Origin of the sequence: Reinekea marinisedimentorum, assembly GCF_004341165.1 — a bacterium.
In the GTDB taxonomy this organism is placed as follows: domain Bacteria; phylum Pseudomonadota; class Gammaproteobacteria; order Pseudomonadales; family Natronospirillaceae; genus Reinekea; species Reinekea marinisedimentorum.
On sequence record NZ_SLZR01000014.1, the window covers coordinates 61,590 to 81,643 of the forward strand.

Annotated in this window: 12 protein-coding genes; 4 read left to right on the forward strand and 8 right to left on the reverse strand. The window is 48.1% G+C overall.

Translation table 11 applies throughout. The features are described 5' to 3' along the window. Positions 1-48: 48 nt before the first annotated feature. Together ddlA and trhA are read right to left on the reverse strand one after the other, a co-directional pair. Positions 49-1,128: a D-alanine--D-alanine ligase gene (gene ddlA, locus BCF53_RS14670; protein WP_132702686.1), complete on the reverse strand. Its 1,080-nt coding sequence runs from the start codon at positions 1,126-1,128 to the stop codon at positions 49-51. 86 nt (positions 1,129-1,214) lie between these two features. Continuing rightward, positions 1,215-1,856, reverse strand: a complete 642-nt coding sequence (gene trhA, locus BCF53_RS14675; protein WP_132702688.1) for a PAQR family membrane homeostasis protein TrhA — start codon at positions 1,854-1,856, stop codon at positions 1,215-1,217. A gap of 1,017 nt (positions 1,857-2,873) precedes the next feature. Here trhA and imuA point away from each other — a divergent pair. Next, positions 2,874-3,503 carry a translesion DNA synthesis-associated protein ImuA gene (gene imuA, locus BCF53_RS14680; protein WP_132702690.1) on the forward strand — a complete coding sequence of 210 codons (630 nt, stop codon included), beginning with the start codon at positions 2,874-2,876 and terminating at the stop codon, positions 3,501-3,503. A gap of 2 nt (positions 3,504-3,505) precedes the next feature. Beyond that, positions 3,506-4,897 (forward strand): Y-family DNA polymerase, encoded by a 1,392-nt coding sequence (locus BCF53_RS14685; protein WP_132702692.1) that lies wholly within the window; start codon positions 3,506-3,508, stop codon positions 4,895-4,897. On the opposite strand, the gene BCF53_RS14690 is transcribed toward BCF53_RS14685, so the two are convergent. From BCF53_RS14690 to BCF53_RS14715, 6 genes are all read right to left on the reverse strand, one after another. Beyond that, entirely contained in the window at positions 4,894-5,841 is a 948-nt protein-coding gene (locus BCF53_RS14690) for an RDD family protein (protein WP_132702694.1), read from the reverse strand. The genes BCF53_RS14685 and BCF53_RS14690 overlap by 4 nt on opposite strands. 31 nt (positions 5,842-5,872) lie before the next feature. Further along, positions 5,873-6,865 carry a LacI family DNA-binding transcriptional regulator gene (locus BCF53_RS14695; protein ID WP_132702696.1) on the reverse strand — a complete coding sequence of 331 codons (993 nt, stop codon included), beginning with the start codon at positions 6,863-6,865 and terminating at the stop codon, positions 5,873-5,875. Between the two features lie 38 nt (positions 6,866-6,903). Then, positions 6,904-10,281: a hypothetical protein gene (locus BCF53_RS14700; protein ID WP_132702698.1), complete on the reverse strand. Its 3,378-nt coding sequence runs from the start codon at positions 10,279-10,281 to the stop codon at positions 6,904-6,906. A gap of 580 nt (positions 10,282-10,861) precedes the next feature. Further along, positions 10,862-11,827: a porin gene (locus BCF53_RS14705; RefSeq protein ID WP_132702700.1), complete on the reverse strand. Its 966-nt coding sequence runs from the start codon at positions 11,825-11,827 to the stop codon at positions 10,862-10,864. Positions 11,828-13,007: 1,180 nt separating this feature from the next. Beyond that, positions 13,008-13,910: a porin gene (locus BCF53_RS14710; RefSeq protein WP_132702702.1), complete on the reverse strand. Its 903-nt coding sequence runs from the start codon at positions 13,908-13,910 to the stop codon at positions 13,008-13,010. An 893-nt stretch (positions 13,911-14,803) separates the two neighbouring features. Next, positions 14,804-15,679, reverse strand: a complete 876-nt coding sequence (locus BCF53_RS14715) for a 1,4-dihydroxy-2-naphthoate polyprenyltransferase (RefSeq protein ID WP_132702704.1) — start codon at positions 15,677-15,679, stop codon at positions 14,804-14,806. A gap of 173 nt (positions 15,680-15,852) precedes the next feature. Between BCF53_RS14715 and BCF53_RS14720 the strand changes: the two genes are divergently transcribed. Next, positions 15,853-16,734 (forward strand): bile acid:sodium symporter family protein, encoded by an 882-nt coding sequence (locus BCF53_RS14720; RefSeq protein WP_132702706.1) that lies wholly within the window; start codon positions 15,853-15,855, stop codon positions 16,732-16,734. Positions 16,735-16,886: 152 nt separating this feature from the next. Continuing rightward, positions 16,887-20,015 carry an error-prone DNA polymerase gene (locus BCF53_RS14725; RefSeq protein WP_132702708.1) on the forward strand — a complete coding sequence of 1,043 codons (3,129 nt, stop codon included), beginning with the start codon at positions 16,887-16,889 and terminating at the stop codon, positions 20,013-20,015. The last annotated feature ends 39 nt before the right edge of the window (positions 20,016-20,054 follow it).

Sequence of the window (20,054 nt, forward strand, 5' to 3'; positions counted from 1 at the left end):
CGTCGCCGAAAAGGTAGCGGTAACTTTGTCATCAGTCTGAGGCAGCGATTAACGCTGCCCTTGAAAATCTTCAATTGCCAGACTGATCAACCGGTCGATCAGATCAGAATAAGAAAGGCCACTGGCCTCCCACAACTTAGGGTACATGCTGATTTTGGTGAAACCCGGCAGTGTGTTCACTTCGTTGATGATGATTTGCTCATCGTCGGTTACAAACATATCAACCCTGGCCAGGCCGCGACACTCCAGCGCTTCAAAGACCGCAATCGAAGTCTGCTGAATCTTCTCCAGCAGGCTGTCCGAAACCTTTGCCGGCAAACTTAGGGTAGCGCCGTTTTCATCAATGTATTTAGCCTTGTAATCGTAAAAGCTGACATTGGAGATAATCTCACCAACGACCGATGCCTCAGGGAAATCATTACCCAACACCGCACATTCCAGCTCGCGGCCAACAATGCCTTTTTCAACCAGTAATTTGCGATCAAAGCGGAACGCCAGATCAATGGCAGCAGCCAGCTCAGAGCGGTTGGCGGCCTTGCTGACACCTATGGAAGACCCCATATTAGCTGGCTTCACGAATACCGGGTAACTGAAGCGATCTTCAATGCGCTGCAGATCGGCTTCAGAAAAACGGGAATCGCGCAGGGTGATGAAATCGGCAACGTCGATACCTGCCTGCATCAGAATACGCTTGGTGAAATCTTTATCCATGCCGACAGCAGAGCTGAGAATGCCACTGCCAACACAGGGAATATTGGCCAGCTTGGCCAGTCCCTGAACGGAACCGTCTTCACCATAAGGGCCATGTAGAATTGGAAACAACACATCCAGCTGATTGCCTGCGGCCTCTGCCTCCAGGCATTGCAGTTCGCCGGATTGATCGCCGGCAACCAGCGTGACCGGCAGTGCTTCCGTTTGCAGCGAGATTGTTTCAGGGTCATCGCCGTTGATAAAGGTTTCTGCGGATTCGTTCAGTAACCACTTACCATCGGAAGTGATACCTATCTTTACGACCTCATACTTGTCGTTATCAATTGCTGCCATAATGCTCTTGGCAGATTGCAGCGAAACCTGATGCTCTGCAGACCGGCCACCAAATAACAGCCCGACTTTTATTTTTTTACTCACCTACTGAAACCTTTACTGTTTATCCGGGCAGTATTGTTTCAAATTTCCTGCAATACAGCGAGCGATCCGCAGCATTAAGCCTTCATTTAAAGCACATAAAACAGTATTGCGAAATAATGCAAAATGGCTCCCGCCAGTACAAAGAGGTGCCAAATGGCATGGTTAAACGGGATTCGCTTGTTCGCATAAAACAGAACGCCGCCAGTGTAGGCCAGACCACCGGCGACAATGAGCCCCAGACCCGCGGCACTCATATTGGTGATGAGTGGCTTAGCGGCAACAACGGCAACCCAGCCCATCGTCAGATAAAGGCCAACCATTAGAGCTCTGTATTTTTTCGCTGGTGACAACTGCAGCACAGTGCCAACAACGGTCAGCCCCCAGACGACACAAAACAAAGACCAACCCCACGTGCCGTTTAATGTAACCAGTGTAAGCGGCGTATAAGAGCCGGCGATCAAATAAAGTATGGCGATGTGGTCTGCCTGGCGAAGTACCTTTCGCGCAGGCGCATACTGAATAGCGTGGTACAGCGTTGAAGCTAAAAACATGGTAATCAGTGTCGAGCCGTAAATAGAGGCGCTCACAATCTGCCACGCTGTGCCGTTACCGATGGTCATGACCAACATTACTATCAGCCCGGCAATCGCGAGGACGGCACCGATTCCGTGAGTGAGGCTGTTTGCCCATTCTTCCAGTGAGCTGTATCTGGGTAGTGCTTCTGCCATCTGGCTTTCCTTTATATTTAATATACAAGTGTATATTTTAAAGATTATCAGCGATATTAATATGACAGTTTAGCAATTGAACCAATAATTTACCTTTCTGGCTGCGAGCTCTGTCTTATTTTCAATAAAGTCCTGAATCACGATGCATTATTGAACACGAAGCAACAGACGCTACCAAACCCAGCAGCATTAGCCAGCTCAGGAAGCATGAACCACACAATTTTAATGATGAAAATACGATTAAACCGATGCTGCAGTGGCGTCACTGCGTTTTTGAAAGGCAAAAAAAAGACCGCCTCCCCCAGCGGTCTTTAAGGTTTACAGTGGTTAACTCCCGGATAGCCTAACGGTCGAACGTTTACACACTGTTAAATCGGTTTCAGTTGCGGTGAGAAAAAAAACCCCACATTGAGTGGGGCAAAGCTAGTACCGCAGCTTACTCGACACTGTTTTCGCTACCCTGCCCAACTAAGGCAGAACAGCAGAATTCGTCATTGACGATGGAGACTGAACAAAAAACTGAATCGTTATATCCGCTTCAATTGGCTCCGGTTCTGGCAATTGGCCAACGAACCGTTTACATGCCGATGGTGCGAAGCAGTTATTTCTTTGTTTTGTTGCCCTCATCCAATAATCATACAATATGCTTATTGATCAGAATTTGCAACCCGAAACAGTGTTTATTTCATACAAAAATAGTCAAAAATTTAACAAAGGCAGAGATTTATCTGTAACAGACAACCAGCGAAATTTCGCTAAGAGCCTTATTTCACGTAGCCTACAGCCGAACTCGCCCTTTCCCGCCTTATTCGCTCTTAGCTCGAACGTACAAGAAGCGCCACCACAAACCATATAATCATACAAAATGATTATTACAGGTTTTTCGACACCAAAGGTTTTACGGCAGGCCACATCCATACCCGTAAAAATAGAAGAGAAAGCGCTACCGACATTTCACGGGTGAAAGCCGCAGTCAGTTCAACTATACTGTATATCCATACAGACAAATCTTCAGCCATGAGCTTACTCGAAACCCTGACAGAACAAGGCCGCATCTGGACAGCCCGGCATTGGCAGCAAACGGTTATCCCTGCCGTTAGCAGCCAATACGCAAAGCTTGATGAATACCTGCCCGGCCATGGCTGGCCCATTGGCGCCATAACAGAAGTTCTTTTCTGCAGCACAGGCCAGGGGGAATTGCGCCTGCTACTGCCAGCTCTGGCCCAACTGAGCCAACAGGATGACCGCTGGCAACTGTGGCTGAACCCTCCGTTTATACCCTGCGCACCCAGCCTGACGAATTGGGGCTTCAATACGCAGCGGGTTATTCTTGCACAAACCCATAACGCCAATGACAGCTGCCATTGCCTGGAAAAAAGCCTGCAAACGAACGGGTGTCAGGCCGTTGTTGCCTGGCTGGGGAAATTCGATAAAGCGCTGATGCGCAGACTGCAACTGGCGGCAGAGTCTGCTCATGTACCGGTGTTTCTGCTGCGCAGCAGTAAATTTGAACACCAGCCCTCGGTTGCGGCACTCCGGCTGCTGATGGGTGAGCATGGCCGTATCGATATTTTAAAGCGGCGTGCCGGCTGGCCAGTCAGCAATATTGAATTAAACCTGCCGCTGCATGGCAACAAAGGCAACTAACCGTGTTGTGGCTGCATATTCATTTCCCGCTGCTGGCGCTGGAATCAGCATTTATTGCAGATACCCGGCCAATTCCGAAACTGCTGCTGCAGCCCGGTGCTCAAAAAGTGATGCAGTGCAATGAACAGGCTGAACAACTGGGCGTAAGGACCGGGATGAATAAAAAAACGGCCTTCTGCCTGCTCAGCGACTGCGCCATCAGCGATTACGACGCCAATACAGAACAACAAAGCCTGCAGCAGTTAGCCCTGATCTGTTACCGGCAAGCGGCTCAAATAGCGCCTGTTGAACCGCAGGGCCTGCTACTGGAAGTTTCATCCATGCTGCCATTATTTAATGGTCTGCAGGATTATCTGCAGCGCTTAAAAAAGCGACTGGATCAATGTGGTTTTAGTTATACATTAAGCACCGGCCACACCCCTGCCTGTGCAAAGCTACTTGCCGAAGCAGGCATAGAATTACACAGCGAAAGCGAAAACAGCCACCGGCAGGCATTGCTGCAACTCTCCATTAATCAACTCAATTTACCTGAAGGCATTTGCCGGAAACTGGCCGGCATGGGCATTCACACCTATCAACAGCTAAGCGAGCTGCCACGCAAAGAATTAGGCTATCGCTTTGGCTATGACCTTGTGAACCAGCTGAACAAACTTGAGCAGGATAATCAAAAGCTCACCAGCTTTACCTTGCCGGAGCGCTTTCAGCAAACTGTGCATCTAAGTTACGATGCCGAACAGGCTCGTGGGTTAATCTTCCCCTTACGACGCATACTGCCCAGCCTGGAAGCTTATTTATACTCCCGGCAACTGGCCTGCGAAAAACTGCTGATAAAGCTGGAGCACCGGGATGGCCGCGCCAGCCTAATCAGTGTTGCTTCAGTAAAAGGTAGCTACAGACAGCAGGACTGGCTGGCACTGATCAGCACCCGGCTTGATCAAACACGACTGATTTCACCGGTAATCAGCTTAACGCTTCGGGCAAAAAGTTTTGTTGCTCTGAAAAGCTATGCAAAAGATATTCTGGGCAGCCGGCACACAGCAGCCGATAAAGACCGGCTGCAGTCTTTACTCGTCGCCCGGCTGGATGAAACACAGGTGAAAACCCTTAAAACCGTCGCCGACCCAAGACCAGAGGTTGCCTCTCAGCTGCAACTGTCTCACAGCCAGAGTACGGACTACCTTAACCGTCAATGGCCCAGCCTGCTATTACCCTGCCCGAAGCCGATTCAGATGAAACACTACGAAATACTGAGCGGCCCGGAAAGAATTGAAGGCGGCTGGTGGGATGCCACACCCGTACGGCGCGACTACTACATTGCCAGAAAAGGGGTTCAACTCTGCTGGCTATTCCGAAGGGACGATGGGCAATGGTTCCTGCATGGTTATTTCAGCTAGAGCTCATCTGCAACGAAGTGTGCAGGGTTAAAATCGTAGGCCTGTTTCAGCCAGTGCGACCAAATACCAATATCAAAACCATACACCAGAACAATTCTCAGGGTATCTTTGCCGGCTGCCTCCGGGTATAGATCAACGATGGTTTGAGCCAAATTCTCCGCGAGGGCAGCTTCCATTAAACGATCCTGATCAAGAAAAACCTGAGCAATCACATAGCTGACTTTTTCTGGCTCTTCATGGGTTCGGTGAATGGTATTAACACCGACAGAAACGATTGCCGCACTGATGCCCGGCCGGGCTACCAGGCTGGACTGCACATCCAACAAACTCTCATACCCTTTTAACGGTGCAATCCGCTTTGCAGTAAACGGAAACATGATGGAAAAGATAAACAGAAAACAAACAAACGCCAGGTGAGCCTGCCAGACAGGTCTGACCTCGGGCTTATCAACATCGACGTAAACAACGTATGTACCTGTCATCAAATCGTGCAATGTCTGACGGGTACGCCGGTTAAACACATAGAGATATACCGACGACAGCGACCCGCCAATAACAATCAGAGCCAATGGATAGGCCAGCCAGGAAGAAGAAACGAAGTCCGGAAGACGCATGCCACTCAGGAACACCGGAACCCCCAGTACAAGATACCGGCTAAGTGATTTAACAAAAGAAATAGGCTCATTGCCTTCATCAACCACCCGCAGGTGAAGTACTTTTTTACCCAGGGTCTGGCCACCGGCTATTCGGCTGTTGAGTACTGCAAAATAAATCAGCGCAATAGCAAAACCAACGATCCGACCCAGAAACCCTAATTGAATGAATGCATCTTTGAGAAAGAAACTCAGCACAATCCCAATAATTGCCAGCAACAGACTATCGATTAGCAGAGCGCCGATGCGAATCCAGAAATTCGCAATCCATTTATGTTCGTATGCAGCCATTTTTTTAAGTTCACCTAAGTTGAACTGAACGCTATAAAGCTTTCACTGAATTTCTGAGCACCAGCTCGGTATTAAATTCTACGCCTTCACTGTGCGCTTTATTGTAGATGACATCAAAGGCCATACGGGCACTGGCTTTAGCCATTTCAACGATAGGAAATGCAACGGTTGAAAGTTTAGGCCGCACATAGGCCGAAAGATTCATGTTATCGAAACCAATCACCGAGAAATCATCCGGGATTACCAGGCCGTTTTCTTCCGCCCATTCGTAGACCCCCACGGCAGTCTCATCACTGCCGGCAACAACGGCTGAATACTCAAGCTGTTGCTCCCGGAAGTAATTCATGGCTTGTCTGCCGCCTTCAACTCCGAAGGTAACCCGAAAAATAGGTTGCCCGGATACATCCAGGCCGGCATCACGCATGGCTGTCTCGAAGCCGGCAACGCGATCATTCGCATCCTGTTTAAAAGCAGGGCCACCAATACAAACGATGTTGCGGTGCCCCTGTTCTATCAGATGTTGGGTAGCGCGATAGGCGCCACCAAAATTATCGAGCCAAACATTTCTGTTTTCTAAACCCGGTACCTGCTGATTGATCAGAAACACCGGGATGCTCTGACTAATAGCCAACAAGGCTTCACTGCTGAGACCTTCTGTAAGCAGAATCAAACCATCAACCTGACGGCTGGATAAGTACTTAATGGCTTCTTCCTCAGATTCCGCATTACCATGACCACTGGCAATCAGAAGGTGACGGTTGAGCTCGCGCAGTTGAGCCTCCACCGCCGCCATCATGGTGCCATAAAAGGGGCCATCCAAACCTGAAATGACCATGCCAATCGTATTTGAGCGGTTCGATGCCAGAGCTTGAGCGGCAAGATTGGGCTGGTAACCCAGCTCATCCATCGCCGCCTGCACCTTTTTACGGGTGGCCTCAATAACGCGGTCACTGCCGTTAATGACCCGCGACACAGTAGCGGCCGAAACTCCGGCCAGCTCACAGACTTGTTTAATTGTTGCCATATCAACCTCTAATGGCTCACACGCCAGGCATATGTTGATTACAGAACGGGAAAGTTCACCTCTATCCGTTCAACGTTACCATTGCGCCGGGCGATATCGCTATACACGGCTTCCGGTAACACGCTGCTTTCATAGGCCTCCATTTGACCATCTGCATACAGCACCCTAAAGCTCAACGGGCCGGACGTTTTCGAGTAAACAAAGGGCACCTGAGCAACGGTAAACGCCAAAGAACCGATATTAACATTGATGCTTTGCCATTCTCCATTAACGCTTAAGTACTCGAAGTCCACCGGCTCTGCCAGAAACTCCTCACTGTTCAATAGCCCGGGCACAAACGCGATTGTCTGGTTCTGCCAAACAATGCCCAGCTCACCAAAGCGGGTAAGCAGTTCCTCTTTAACCTGCCCGGTCATGCCCGGCTGCCGGGCAATGCCGGTTTCCGGGGTATGGCTATAGGGGTCCGTTGGGAAGGCACCATACTGTGCCGGCGTTTTATTGAAGCCAATACCAGAGCGGATATCGTAATAACAAGATTTCAGCCCCTGAATAACGGCCACATCAGCCCCCCTGGCTTTTGCCGCAAACCAGTTTTCCTGCACGGCCAAAAGCAACTTGGAAACCATATGCCAGTAGGTACTGCCTAAACCTTCATAAGCGAAGAAAGAGCCAGACCGCCCGGTGAAAGACTTATGATTAAAGGTTGCTTCGTATAAATCCAGAACCTGCTGCTGTAATGGCACGGCCACTTTTTCTGCTTCCAGCAATTTTCTCAGGTCTTTATTGTTTCTTAAGGTTGAATTGAAATGAATCTGGCCATCTAACGACTGTTTAAAAACAATTCCAGATTCAAGCAGCGCTTGAGCACCGTCAACTAACCCAAAGGCCTCCTGGTCAACCTGGTTTTTCAACAGAAATTCCGTCAACTCTTTATTCGGGTACAGTAGGTAGGTGTGCTGATCTTCCCGGTACAGGTTACTGCTACGCAGAGACGTTAAAAGATTCAGGCTTTTCTCAGCAGAAAGAAAGTCGGCAGAAAGCATAGCGACCTGCCCTTCCAGCATTTCAGGCAGGTAATTTACAGCAGCCTCAGCGGCTGAAAAATCAACAAGATTATAAGAATGATACAAGCCGTCGTAACGTTCATTCGCTGCCAGCGTTTGTTGAATTTTTTCCAATGCAATATCGATAAACTGAACCAGTTCAGCGCTACTGACTTCTGAAAACTCACGACCTAAACCGTGACTATAAACGCCTTCCCGATAGCGGTCTGCAGCGCCAACCAGCGCTTCCATATGAGCCATACGTGCCACGCTGTCTTTTACATCGCCGATATTCGTTAATGCTGTTTCCGTTGCCTTTAACCAGCCTGCAACTTCACTTCGAACAGCAATAGTTCGCTGGCGGGTGAACAGCACTTTGCGGAAGAATTGCAAATGGCGATTAAGGTACGCCAGTGTGACCACCGAAAGGCCGTAGCCCACCAGCGCGTTGTTAGCATCGTTCCATTCCGGGCGCTGGGTATTCATCCAAATACCGCCACCGGGAACAAAGTTACTCAACTTGGCCAGCCACAATGTCAGCAACTTCTCGACCAGGTTAGCGTGCTGTACCTTGCCCTGCCCGTCTGCCAGCAATTTGCCATCGCTGCCGAGCTCAGATACACGCGCAACTATTTTATTATTGAGTTCATGATCAAACTCAATACTGTTGTATGGATCCTTCTTCAGCTCAGCAAAGTTTTTAATCCGGTACGGCACGTTGGCATAGCTGAATGACTCTGCCGTCAACCAACTGGCCACCTGGTCTGGGTTTTGTTTTTCCAGCAGCTCCAACAGCTTCGATAAGTAAATGATCTGGTGATCACTCCAGTAACCAATATTCGACCAGGGGTTTTCCGGCTCCGGCTCTTCCCATTCAATGCCATTACGGGTGACGCGATAAGGGTTATAACCATCTGCCGTAGTTGCATTTAAGAAGGCAGAAATCATTGAAGGCAGGAACTCCGGGTAGGTGAGCGCAAGTGGCTCCCAGTTCTGAAAAATATCCCGCCAGTTGCCCTGATAATCTTTTATTTCTTTGCCGGTATCATCCTTCAGGTTAATAGAAAACTTGTTCCAGGGGCGACTGGGGTCGCCATGCCGACGACTAAAGCTAATGGGCAGGTATTCAGTGACCAGTCGATTTAAATCGGCACAATCACAACCTGTCAGCTTTTCTTTCAACGCTGCCAAGGTTATTGACTCTGGCAAGCCCTGCCAGAATGGATGATCCGTTAATTTTTTATTTCGGGTAGCCACAAAGCTTTGCAGATCAGCGCGGTTGATCTGGTAACCGTCTTCAAACAGACCACCGCGCATACAATTGAACAGCGCGTTAGCCGCATGGTGTGTCGCGGTTGTTTCCGGGCCGCACAGTTGCAAGCCATCCACTTTTGCGACGCGGCCGCGCAGAGCCTGTTGACCCACCTGAATATCTTCTGCGATCTGCTGCGCGATATTCTCATCACTCCGATTCGCCTCCAGTCTTTGTATGGATGAGATATCCTGCTGAACCTCTGCCACCATCAACCATTCAGCATATTCACCGGGCGCAAGGGTTAACGCACCCTCAACAAAGTAACAACCACGCTGACCTCTAACACGATCTTTGTGTTCCACTGCGTTATTTCGCGCAAAATGCTTGGCGGCTTCCGGGTCTATGGTGGCCTTGAAACTCGCACTACCTGCACTGATGCAATGCCATACAGTATTCGCAAAGAGGCTTTCTGACGGTTCGGCGACATCAGTCAACCTGGAGCTGAGTGAATAGATGGCCAGATTAGTGTCTGTAAGCTGTGTTGTTTTATAGGCATCCAGTAGAACGCTGGTTTGGTTCTGCACCTGGGTATCCACATTTGCAGGCAATACATTCTGCAAACCATCGATCAGGTTCAGTGCCCGAGTTTCACTGGAATTGTTCTGCAGCTTAACCGTACGCACCAGGCCGAAGCGCTCACTGAATGACCAGCCCTGCTCAAACAGCAGGCCGTTGTGTTCTTCCTGAAAATAAAGTTTATCGCCAAGAGCGCTCTTTAAAAGCACCCTTGGATTAGGCGTTTGCATATAGGAAGCATCGCCAAGGGGCTGCCAAAGTGAGCCGTTCTCTTTTACCAGCGTCAACGGGCCCGTGCAGTGCGCCATATCCACCAGCTTATCTTCCGTATAGTAGGGGAACAGCGACTTTTCTGAATTCTGCCGACCGGCAGTCAGCCCGCCATTACTTGCGATAAACAACCAATGGTCAAAGGCACTGACAATGGACATAAAAAACGTCGGCATGGTCTGGGCGTTTTCAATCCTATAAAAGCGTTCACCCCGGAATTGGCAATAGGCACCGCTGGGGGTTTCGGTATTTAGGTTGGAATTCTGGTTCATACACACTCCTGATCACTGTTTGCTTAGCTCGGCGCTTTAGCGCTCTTTAGCTGCTAATTGTTATTTTTGTCGGTTTTTACACTCGATGTAACCGGTTACATTGAAGCACAAACAACCCAAATATCACAAGTTTAATAGTCGTGGTAGCTTAATTAATTAGAAGAAGGGATAGGCAGAACAGAGTTAAAAAGGAGACTCACACATCCTAAAGGCGCTTTGTTGTTTTTGTTCGGCGCCTTTTTGATTTGCGATTTTTTCTTGGTGATTACCAAAAAAGGAGCGGCATCAGCGCTGTTGTAAGTGGCAGGATCTAACAGTGCTGATTATTAACGCCGCTAAAATATCTTTTTGGGAAACCTATGAAGCCAAATCTAGGAATTTTGTGCTTCAGTTGCTGCTCCTTGCCACTGGGGCAGCTTATTCACCAACGTTACCAAGGCTGGCGAATTCGGTAGAGAATACACGTACGCAACGAGCACCCTCCAAAATCTGATACTATTACCTTAAATATCGAGTGGCTCGGAAGCATCCAAACCACTCACAGCTTGATCAGAACAATTAACTGATCACCTTTTGGAGCTTAGAAATCCAAAGAAATACCAATAACAAGACCTAACTGCTGGTCATCATCAGAGTTACCATAAACTTCCGCATAACCATCGACATCTTTATGGAAGTCATAGTCAACGTTTGCGTAGTAATAAGTGATTTCGTCCTCGCCATCAGCTTCAGGCAAGTACATACCAACACCTGCAGCAATATCAAATTTGCTTGAGATGTCATACTCTACAGACGTATCAAATGCCATATCTTCACTTTCAGAGTTATAAACGATCATCGCGCCAAGCTTCAGGTCATCAATACCTTTATACTCGACACTGGCACCGTATGAAGTCATAGCGTCATCGCCATCCTCACCATCTTGGTCTTGAATACCCAGAACAGCACCAACGGTAAAATCACCAAGTTCAACTTCACCATAGAAGCTAAAATCAGTTTCATCAGCTAAATCATCAACATTAGATGATTTTTCAGGCAGGTCTACTGATGCTGCCAAATAGTAAGAGTCTGCAGAATACTCAACAACGAGCACTTCAGCACTCTTAGCATCAGCATCATCTTCACCTAAGACATCATTTTTACGCTCAGGACGATCAGCATCTTTTTGCTCATCAATGCCAAAATCATCCACAGCATAATCCTGTTCACCATAGCGTACTTCTAAGCCACCTTTTTTAAAACCAACCCAATGGTCAGCTAAAGGATCGTAAGAACCATCATTTTTTTCTGTATAGCCAGCAAATTCAAACAGCATTTCACCAAAAACTGTAATGCCATTTTCCAGGTTGTAATCTGCATGAATTTCTAAATCCATGTTATCAGTTTTGTAGTTAACTGAATCATCTTCGTCAGTATCACGAACTACTTCAAATGCATATTCACCAGTCAACTTCAACGACATTTGATCATCTTCATAAACTGTTTTTGCTTGAACTGAAGTCGCAGCAATAGCCGCAACAGCAACAGAGAGTGCTAGTTTTTTCATTGTTTTAGTTTCCTACCATTTACTGGTTGATATAGATCTTAAATACGACGCTTGTTGTTAGTTATTAGTCGTCTTAAGTCGGTCTCAAATAAACTACCACTACAAAAGAACACTCACAATAGATAAAACATTACAAACCCATTATACGTAAACTTATTGTACATTATAGAAACCAAAAAAAGAAAATATTAATCATTAAAAGTCAATTCCAATCAAAAAAAATCAAATATAGCACAAAAAACACTCGATACAGGCCAAAATGATCATTTTATAATCTTGTATTACAATATTAGTTATGCGAATTTGAAATATAAAACCATATGTCATTAAACTGTAAAGATCCTGAAAAACAAAGGGGCTTGCAATGTTCTTAAATTTGTTCTTATTGTCTTACAATAATTTTAAATGAACATTACTGTGTCAATTATTCAGAATATTTGAACAAACGCGTCTATTTGTGACACAACCTCTAAACGAAACCCGCCATAAAACCACCCCCTGGAAAGGAATGTCATCAAAAGAAGAGGCGAGAGGTAAGAGGTAAGAGGTAAGAGGTAAGAGGTAAGAAAGAATATTCCTGGGCTGATGGCAAAGTTGCTGCAGTATTCGAGACGAAAAAAAGTATCGTTTAAATGGACGCCGAATACATGGTGAGCTGTTGATCTGGTGTTTTCGTCGAGCGTATCTGGTAGCACGGTATTGCAGTGATACTTGCATCGGTCTACTTAACGGTACCTATTCGTCGGCGGGGCCTATAGACAAACTGAATGTATTTTCTATTAGATAAATAACAAAAAGGAATTCGGGGAGGCGGAAAGGCGAACCACAATATTGGCCCGCCCTAACAAAACAAACTTGAACAGTTATAAGACTGGAGATTCAGCCCAAAAAGAGCGGCGACCAACCTTGCCTTACGTGGCAGTAAATGCAAAGCAGCCATATATGCCGCTGAATATATTTTGGGAAATCTTTGAAGCTAAATTTAAAATTTAGAACTTCAATTGTCGGCCCTTGCCACAGAGCTGACCATTTGCCAACGTTACCAAGGCTGGCAAATTCGGTTGAAAACGCATGAACACATCAAACGCCTTCACAAAATTCGAATAAGCCCGAAGCGCACCCGGGCTTTTATTATATCAATACAGGCGGCCTACCTAGATCAGCCGCCTGAAGAGCTATATTAGAAGCTCAAAGCCATACCCAGAGCGAAGCCCATGTCTGAGTCGTCAGCGTCATCGCCAGCGATTTCAGCATATACAGATGCGTTGTCAGTCAGGTCATAACCAGCGCCAAGGTAGTATTGGAAATCACTTGACTCTTCGTCAGTATCGCTATCGCCGAAGCCAGCAACAAATGTAGTTGCATTGATTGAGTATGCACCGGCAACTTCCCATGCACCTACTTCAGTTTCAGTCTCGTAGCTGTATTCAGCACCAACTGTATACTCATCCATAGAGTAAGATGCAGCGATACCGAATGTAGTAGTGTCATCAGCAGCGAAATCAGTTGTAGACTGCAGCATACCAGATACTGTTACACCATCAGCAACATCAGCTTCTACATACAGGTCGTAGACAGCTTCGTCATCTGTTTCTTCACCTTCCAGTGCCAAATCGGCAGCAGCAACTACAGTGAACGCATCTGCAGCGTATTCCACGTATACCACTTCTGAACCGTAGTCAGCGATTTTTGCATCATTACCTACGCCGAACCAGAAGTCTTGGCCAATGCCGAAGTTATCAGCAGCAGTAATCTGCTTACCAACACTCACAGTCACCGCGTCGTAAGAGAAACCAACATAAGAATCGCTCAGCTGAACTGCGTCTTGGCCGTTCTCTTCAATTTCGAAGAAACCAAAAACAGTTGCACCGTTTTCCATTTCAGAACTGATTTTCACATCGAAGTCAGCGTCATCGATGTCTAAAGAAGCTGAGTCGTCACCTTGCACGGTAAATGCATATTCAACGTCTGCGCCAACAGTCAGAGACAAACCGTCATTTTCATAGATAGTTTCGTCAGCTTGTGCGCTTGCAGCAGCTAGAGCGATAGAAGATACCGCAATAGAAAGTGCTAATTTTTTCATAGTGATTTCACCATATTTTTTTGGTTGATATTAGTTATCTAACTCGTTACGGCTTCCCAAAATTTGTAGCCGAGTTAAATCGAAAGCGAGAGCAATTTAACATCGTGAAAATTACGCAACAATGAAGCTGTTTTCAGACCAACAACCCGTCATAAAGAAAACGTAAATTAAGTTCTTTTATTACAAAAAAAAACCAGCCGAACATTTACACAACAACAACACTCAATAGTCCATTAGTCATATAAAAGTAAAAACAGATCGCATTTTCTTGTAAAACAAACCAAAGGTGGATGAGATTTTTTATGGGCATGTAAACTAAAGCAAAAACGTCAGCAGCATGTAAAAGAAACGTTATCTTTTGGCACTTGACGGTAACCAAAATGACATACTCACTAAATCTGGCAACAGCAAAGAATAGCTACCGAAGCGCTTAAAGCCCTTTATTTATAAGGCTTACAGCGTACTAATATAAATTTTCGAACAACGGGCAACTGCCTACAAGCATTGACTCAATATTTCAAAATATGAAACTTAACTGCCTTGGTAAACTTGAGTACCGAGCCCGAAGCAATCCTTTTCAGTGGTCAAACACGACCTGTTAAAAAAACAAAATCAACTGCGCGTTCGCGATATAAACTGCCGTTTTATATACGCCTGAAGCATTAAAAGTTTTCATATAATTACTTTAGGCACATGAAAAGAAAGTAGCGAAAGCTTAATCGAATGGTGAACGAAAGACATTAAAAAATTTAAAACAAATATGAAAACAAAAAGATACAAGCTAAGGGATTTAAATGGCGTTGTTTAGGCGGCACTTAGTAAGCCAAAAACTATGAATGAACTCACTGTGTTCTACCCTCACTTCAGGGTGATTACACCCTGAAGCGTGCACTTTAAATAACAACCAGCACTGCACTGGCCAGCAAACAATAGAACAGCTCCAGTTTGGCGGTTTGTGCCAGTAAGGTATTCAGTTGTTTACCTTCTAACCGGTTGATATCGACAGCTAACCTCCTGAACAGAGGCGCCATAAAAACCAGTGGTATAACGGAGATCAAACCGTGCGGAAATGAAACGACAAGGTGTACAAGAATAGCCGCCACCAGCAGTAACCGGTATGCCATTCGCGCTCTGTGATCCCCCAGGATGACCGCCAGTGTGTGCTTACCGGCAACGGAGTCCGTTGGGATATCCCTGATATTATTCACCAGCATAATGGCGGCGCTGAGAAGGCCGGCTACGGTACCAAAACCCAAAACGTGCATATTTATTGAACCTGCCAGCGCGAAGTAAGTGCCACCAACGGCCAGCCAGCCAAAGAAGAAAAACACCGTGATTTCCCCCATTGCATTAGAGGCCAGTGGCCAAGGCCCGCCGCTGTAGATAAACACGGCAACAACAGCACCCACACCAAACGCAAGCAACCACCATGAACTTAGCCACGAAAGAGCAATGCCAGCAGCCACAGCGAGCAGGCTAACAACTATCAGCGCACGCTTAACAATCTCTGGCGATACCAGGCCACTTTGACTGACCCTTACCGGCCCCAACCTGTGTTCGGTATCGACCCCTGAACGGGCATCGAAATAATCATTAGCCAGGTTAACGGCTATTTGCAGCAGCAGCGCGCAGCAAAGAGCGAGGGCAAACAGAAGCCCATCGAAGAACCCGATTTGATAAGCCAGGGCGGTGCCAAGAATAATTGGGCTAATAGAGGCAGGTAGCGTTTTGGGGCGTATTGCCAGCCACCAGGGTTTTAGCTTTGTCATGTACTTTGAATCAGACTCACGCAGGAAAAAGAATTGGGATGATACAGATGTAAAGAAATTGCCAACAGAGTGCCACAGAAAAACTGCTTTTCAAATATGCTCTCGTCAATTTTATGCTGACTGAGATAGAGTAAGATTACTCACCTAAACCAGAAACCCAATAGGAGATAACTATGCAGCAACTCGTTTCGCAGGTGCTATTGCCTGTAGTATTGGCCACCATCATGCTCGGCATGGGGCTTGGCCTAACACCAAAGGATTTTAAACGAGTTGTTACTCAGCCTAAGGCGGTTTTACTGGGCTTTTGTCTGCAGGTGCTGTTCCTGCCGGCGTTGGCGCTGGTATTAATCGCGGTTTTGCCGCTCAGCCCGGTAGCGGCTGCCGGGCTCTTCCTGGTTTCTTTATGCCCCGGCGGTGCCACTTCTAACCTGTTCTCTTACATTGCTCATGGCGATGTAGCCCTCAGCGTGACACTCACCGGCATTATCAGCCTGCTGTCGCCTGTTTTACTGCCAGTGGCATTTATCAGCTTTCTATCGATAACCGGCGATACGGCCGGCGCATTCACCGTGCCGTTAGCCACTATCATCAAACAGTTGGCCGTCGTTACGCTGGTGCCGGTCACCATTGGCATGACCATTCGAGCTGTCGCGCCGGTATGGTCTGAAGGCGCTCAGCCGCTGGTGAAGAAAATCTCAACCATTGCGATGGTACTGATTGTCTTTATGCTGATGGCGACCAACATGAAGGTTATGCAATCAATCTTCAGCATTAATGCTTTAGCCGTACTGCTGCTGGCCACGGTTTCTTTGCTGGCAGCCCACGTCATAGCCGGTGCCTTCAAGCTACCGGCCCAATCGCAAAGAACCGTTGCAATTGAGGTGGGCGTGCAAAATGCCGGTACCGCTATGATGGTTGCGCTGGCAATTCTGCACAAACCGGAGCTGGCATTTGTACCCCTGATGTATGGCCTGTTTATGAATATTCCGGCATTTGCTTTTGTTGCCTGGGTTCAGAAGAAAAACGTCGCTCAGGCCGCTGCCATTGCCGATTAAGCACATATAGATACACCCTATAAGGTCGCTATTCGCGGCCTTTTTTATTGTTGAACACCATACAACCGCTTTCGCCACACACCCCCTGCTCGCCTTTCCCGCCCAAACACCTATACTGTATATCCATACAGAAACAACCTATCCCCTCGCCTATGCCAAATATTAAATTTGCCGAATTGCATTGTTTAAGCAATTTCAGCTTTCTGCGCGCGGCCTCCCATCCGGAAGAGCTCGTCACGCGTGCCAGTCAGCTGGGTTACCAGGCAATCGCGGTTACCGATGAATGTTCGGTGGCAGGGGTCGTACGTGCCTGGCGGGCAATTAAGGAGCAGGAACTCAGCATTAAGCTGATTATCGGCGCTGAGTTTGCCGTGGAGGGTCAGAAGCTTATCCTTCTGGCGAAAAGCCAAACCGGTTATCAGCAGCTATGCCGGTTGATTACGCGCGCCCGGCGGCGCAGTGATAAAGGCAGCTACCATACCGAACTGCGCGACTTCAGCGGCAAACATTGCTCTGAATGCATTTGCCTTTTCGCTTCCGCTCAACCCAGTAAGTCTGTTTCAGCCATTAAGCATTTAACACAGAGCTTCCCGCAGAGCTTATGGCTATTGGCTGAAAACCTGCTCGCCAACGGCGATGACGAACGCATGGCGCAACTCAAGACAATCGCCGAGCAGCACGCCCTGCCTGTTGTGGCCAGCAGCCATGCTTTGATGCATGTGCCTGGCCGGAAAATGCTGCTCGATTGCCTTACTGCTATTCGCGCCAACAAGCCGGTTGAAGCGATTCGGGCTCAGCTGAAGCCCAATGCTGAAAACCACCTGCGCTCCCTGAAGAAGCTGAGCAGCATTTACCCGCAGGAATGGCTTGCAGCCAGCCTGGAGATTGCCGGTCAATGCCACTTCAACCTCGACAGTATTCGCTACAACTACCCGAAAGACACGCTGCCCGGCCAGTACAGTGCAAGCGAGTACTTACGCCTGCTGGTACAGCAGGGCGTACAGCGGCGCTTCGGCAAGAAGGCAGACGACCAAATTCTGGCAACCATCGAGAAAGAGCTGGCACTGATTAAGCTGAAAAACTACGAACACTACTTTCTCACCGTTTACGATATTGTCCGCTTCGCCAGGGATCAGGGCATCCTCTGCCAGGGCCGCGGCTCGGCGGCCAATTCTGTAGTCTGCTATGTGCTGGGCATTACCGAGGTAAACCCGCAAAGCGCCTCTTTATTGTTTGAGCGTTTTATTTCTGTCAGCCGGGATGACCCGCCGGATATTGATGTCGATTTTGAGCACGAACGCCGTGAAGAGGTTATCCAATACATCTACCGGCGCTATGGCCGCAAACGAGCGGCCCTTGCAGCGACAGTAATCACTTACCGACGCAAAAGCGCCCTGCGCGATGTTGCTAAAGCACTGGGCATTCAGGTGGACCTTTTAGAGCAAAAAATTGCCAACTACGGCTGGCGTTATCGCAACAAAGAATGGATTGATGAGATCATCAACGATGGCCTGGGTTTATCCCACCATCAGATAGCCTGCTTTAAGCAGCTGCTCACCGAGATAACCGGCTTTCCGCGTCACCTCTCCCAGCATGTCGGCGGTTTTGTCATAACCGAGCATACGGTTTCTGATTTGGTACCCATTGAAAACGCCAGCATGGCCGACCGTACCGTGATCCAATGGGATAAAGACGATCTGGAAACGCTCGGCCTGATGAAGGTCGATATTCTGGCCTTGGGTATGCTCAGCGCCATTCGTAAGGCTTTGGATTACATTCAGCAATTTCACGGTGAGCATTACCGCATTCAGGATATTCCTGCCGATGACCCGGAGGTATACGGCATGATCCAGAAGGCCGATACCGTCGGCGTGTTTCAGATAGAAAGCCGCGCCCAAATGAACATGCTGCCGCGCCTGAAGCCGGCCAAATATTACGACTTGGTTATTCAGGTGGCCATTGTTCGCCCCGGCCCAATTCATGGCGATATGGTTCACCCCTATTTAAAGCGCAGACTGAATCAGGAGGCTGTCGATTACCCCAAACCGGAACTCAAACCGGTGCTGGAACGTACCCTGGGCATCCCAATCTTTCAGGAGCAGATCATCAAGCTGGCAATGGTGGCAGCAGATTTCAGCGCCGATGAAGCCAATGAACTGCGCCGCTCTATGGCCAGCTGGAAAAAAACCGGCCACATCAACCGCTTGCGTGGCAAGCTGACCGACAAGATGCTGAACAACGGCTACCCGGAAGCTTACGTTGAGCGCATCAACCGGCAAATTGAAGGCTTTGGTGAATATGGCTTCCCGGAATCGCACGCCGCCGGCTTTGCCCTGTTGGCCTATGTTTCTGCCTGGTTAAAGTTTCATTACCCGGCAGCCTTCTGTTGCGCCCTGCTCAATAGCTTGCCGATGGGCTTTTACAGTGCTTCGCAGCTGGTGCAGGACGCCCGCCGTCATCAGGTTGATGTTTACCCGGCCAATATCAACCACAGCGAATGGGATAGCCACCTGGTTGCAGGTAAGAATGGCAAGGCCGCTGTGCAACTTGGTTTAAGGCGGATAAAGGGCCTGAGCACTCAGGCTGGCTTAAGCCTGCTGTTGCACCGGCCAGCCCATGGTTACCAGCAGGCTTCGCAACTGGAAAACTTACCCGGCTTAACCAAGGGAGACCTGGAAGCGCTGGCCAGTGCCGATGCACTGAGCGACTTCGCCGGCCATCGTTTTCAGGCGCGCTGGGAAATGACAGCCCTGAACCTGCAACAGGATTTACTCAGTAATGCATTCGACGAAGCCGATCATCAGCTTCCCGGCCCGGATGAATTTGAAAACATCGTGGAAGATCACAACAGCACCGGCCTTTCACTGCGCAAACATATTCTGCAGCTGTTACGTGAACAGCAGCTGATTCCGCCAACGCCAATGGCTGATCAATTGTTGCCAATGGCAAAAGAAGCCCAAGCGCGCAGCAGTAATACCACAGATAAAATTCAGCTGCCGGTGATTGTCAGCGGTTTAATTACCAATCGGCAGATGCCAAAAACCAAAACCGGCGTGACCTTTATTACCCTGGAAGACCCCACCGGCAATATCAATGTGATTGTCTGGCTGCCGGTTGCCCAGAAGTATCTGAAAACGCTGACCACCGAGAAGCTTGTCATTATTAAAGGCATTCTGGAAAAAGCACCGCAAACCGATGTGATTCATGTGATTGCCAAGGAAATTAAAGGCTTCAGCCATGTATTGGGCGAGCTTGCCATGCAGTCGAGAAATTATCATTAGCGCCTGTTTGCTTTACAATAGCGCCTCCTCCCGATAGCC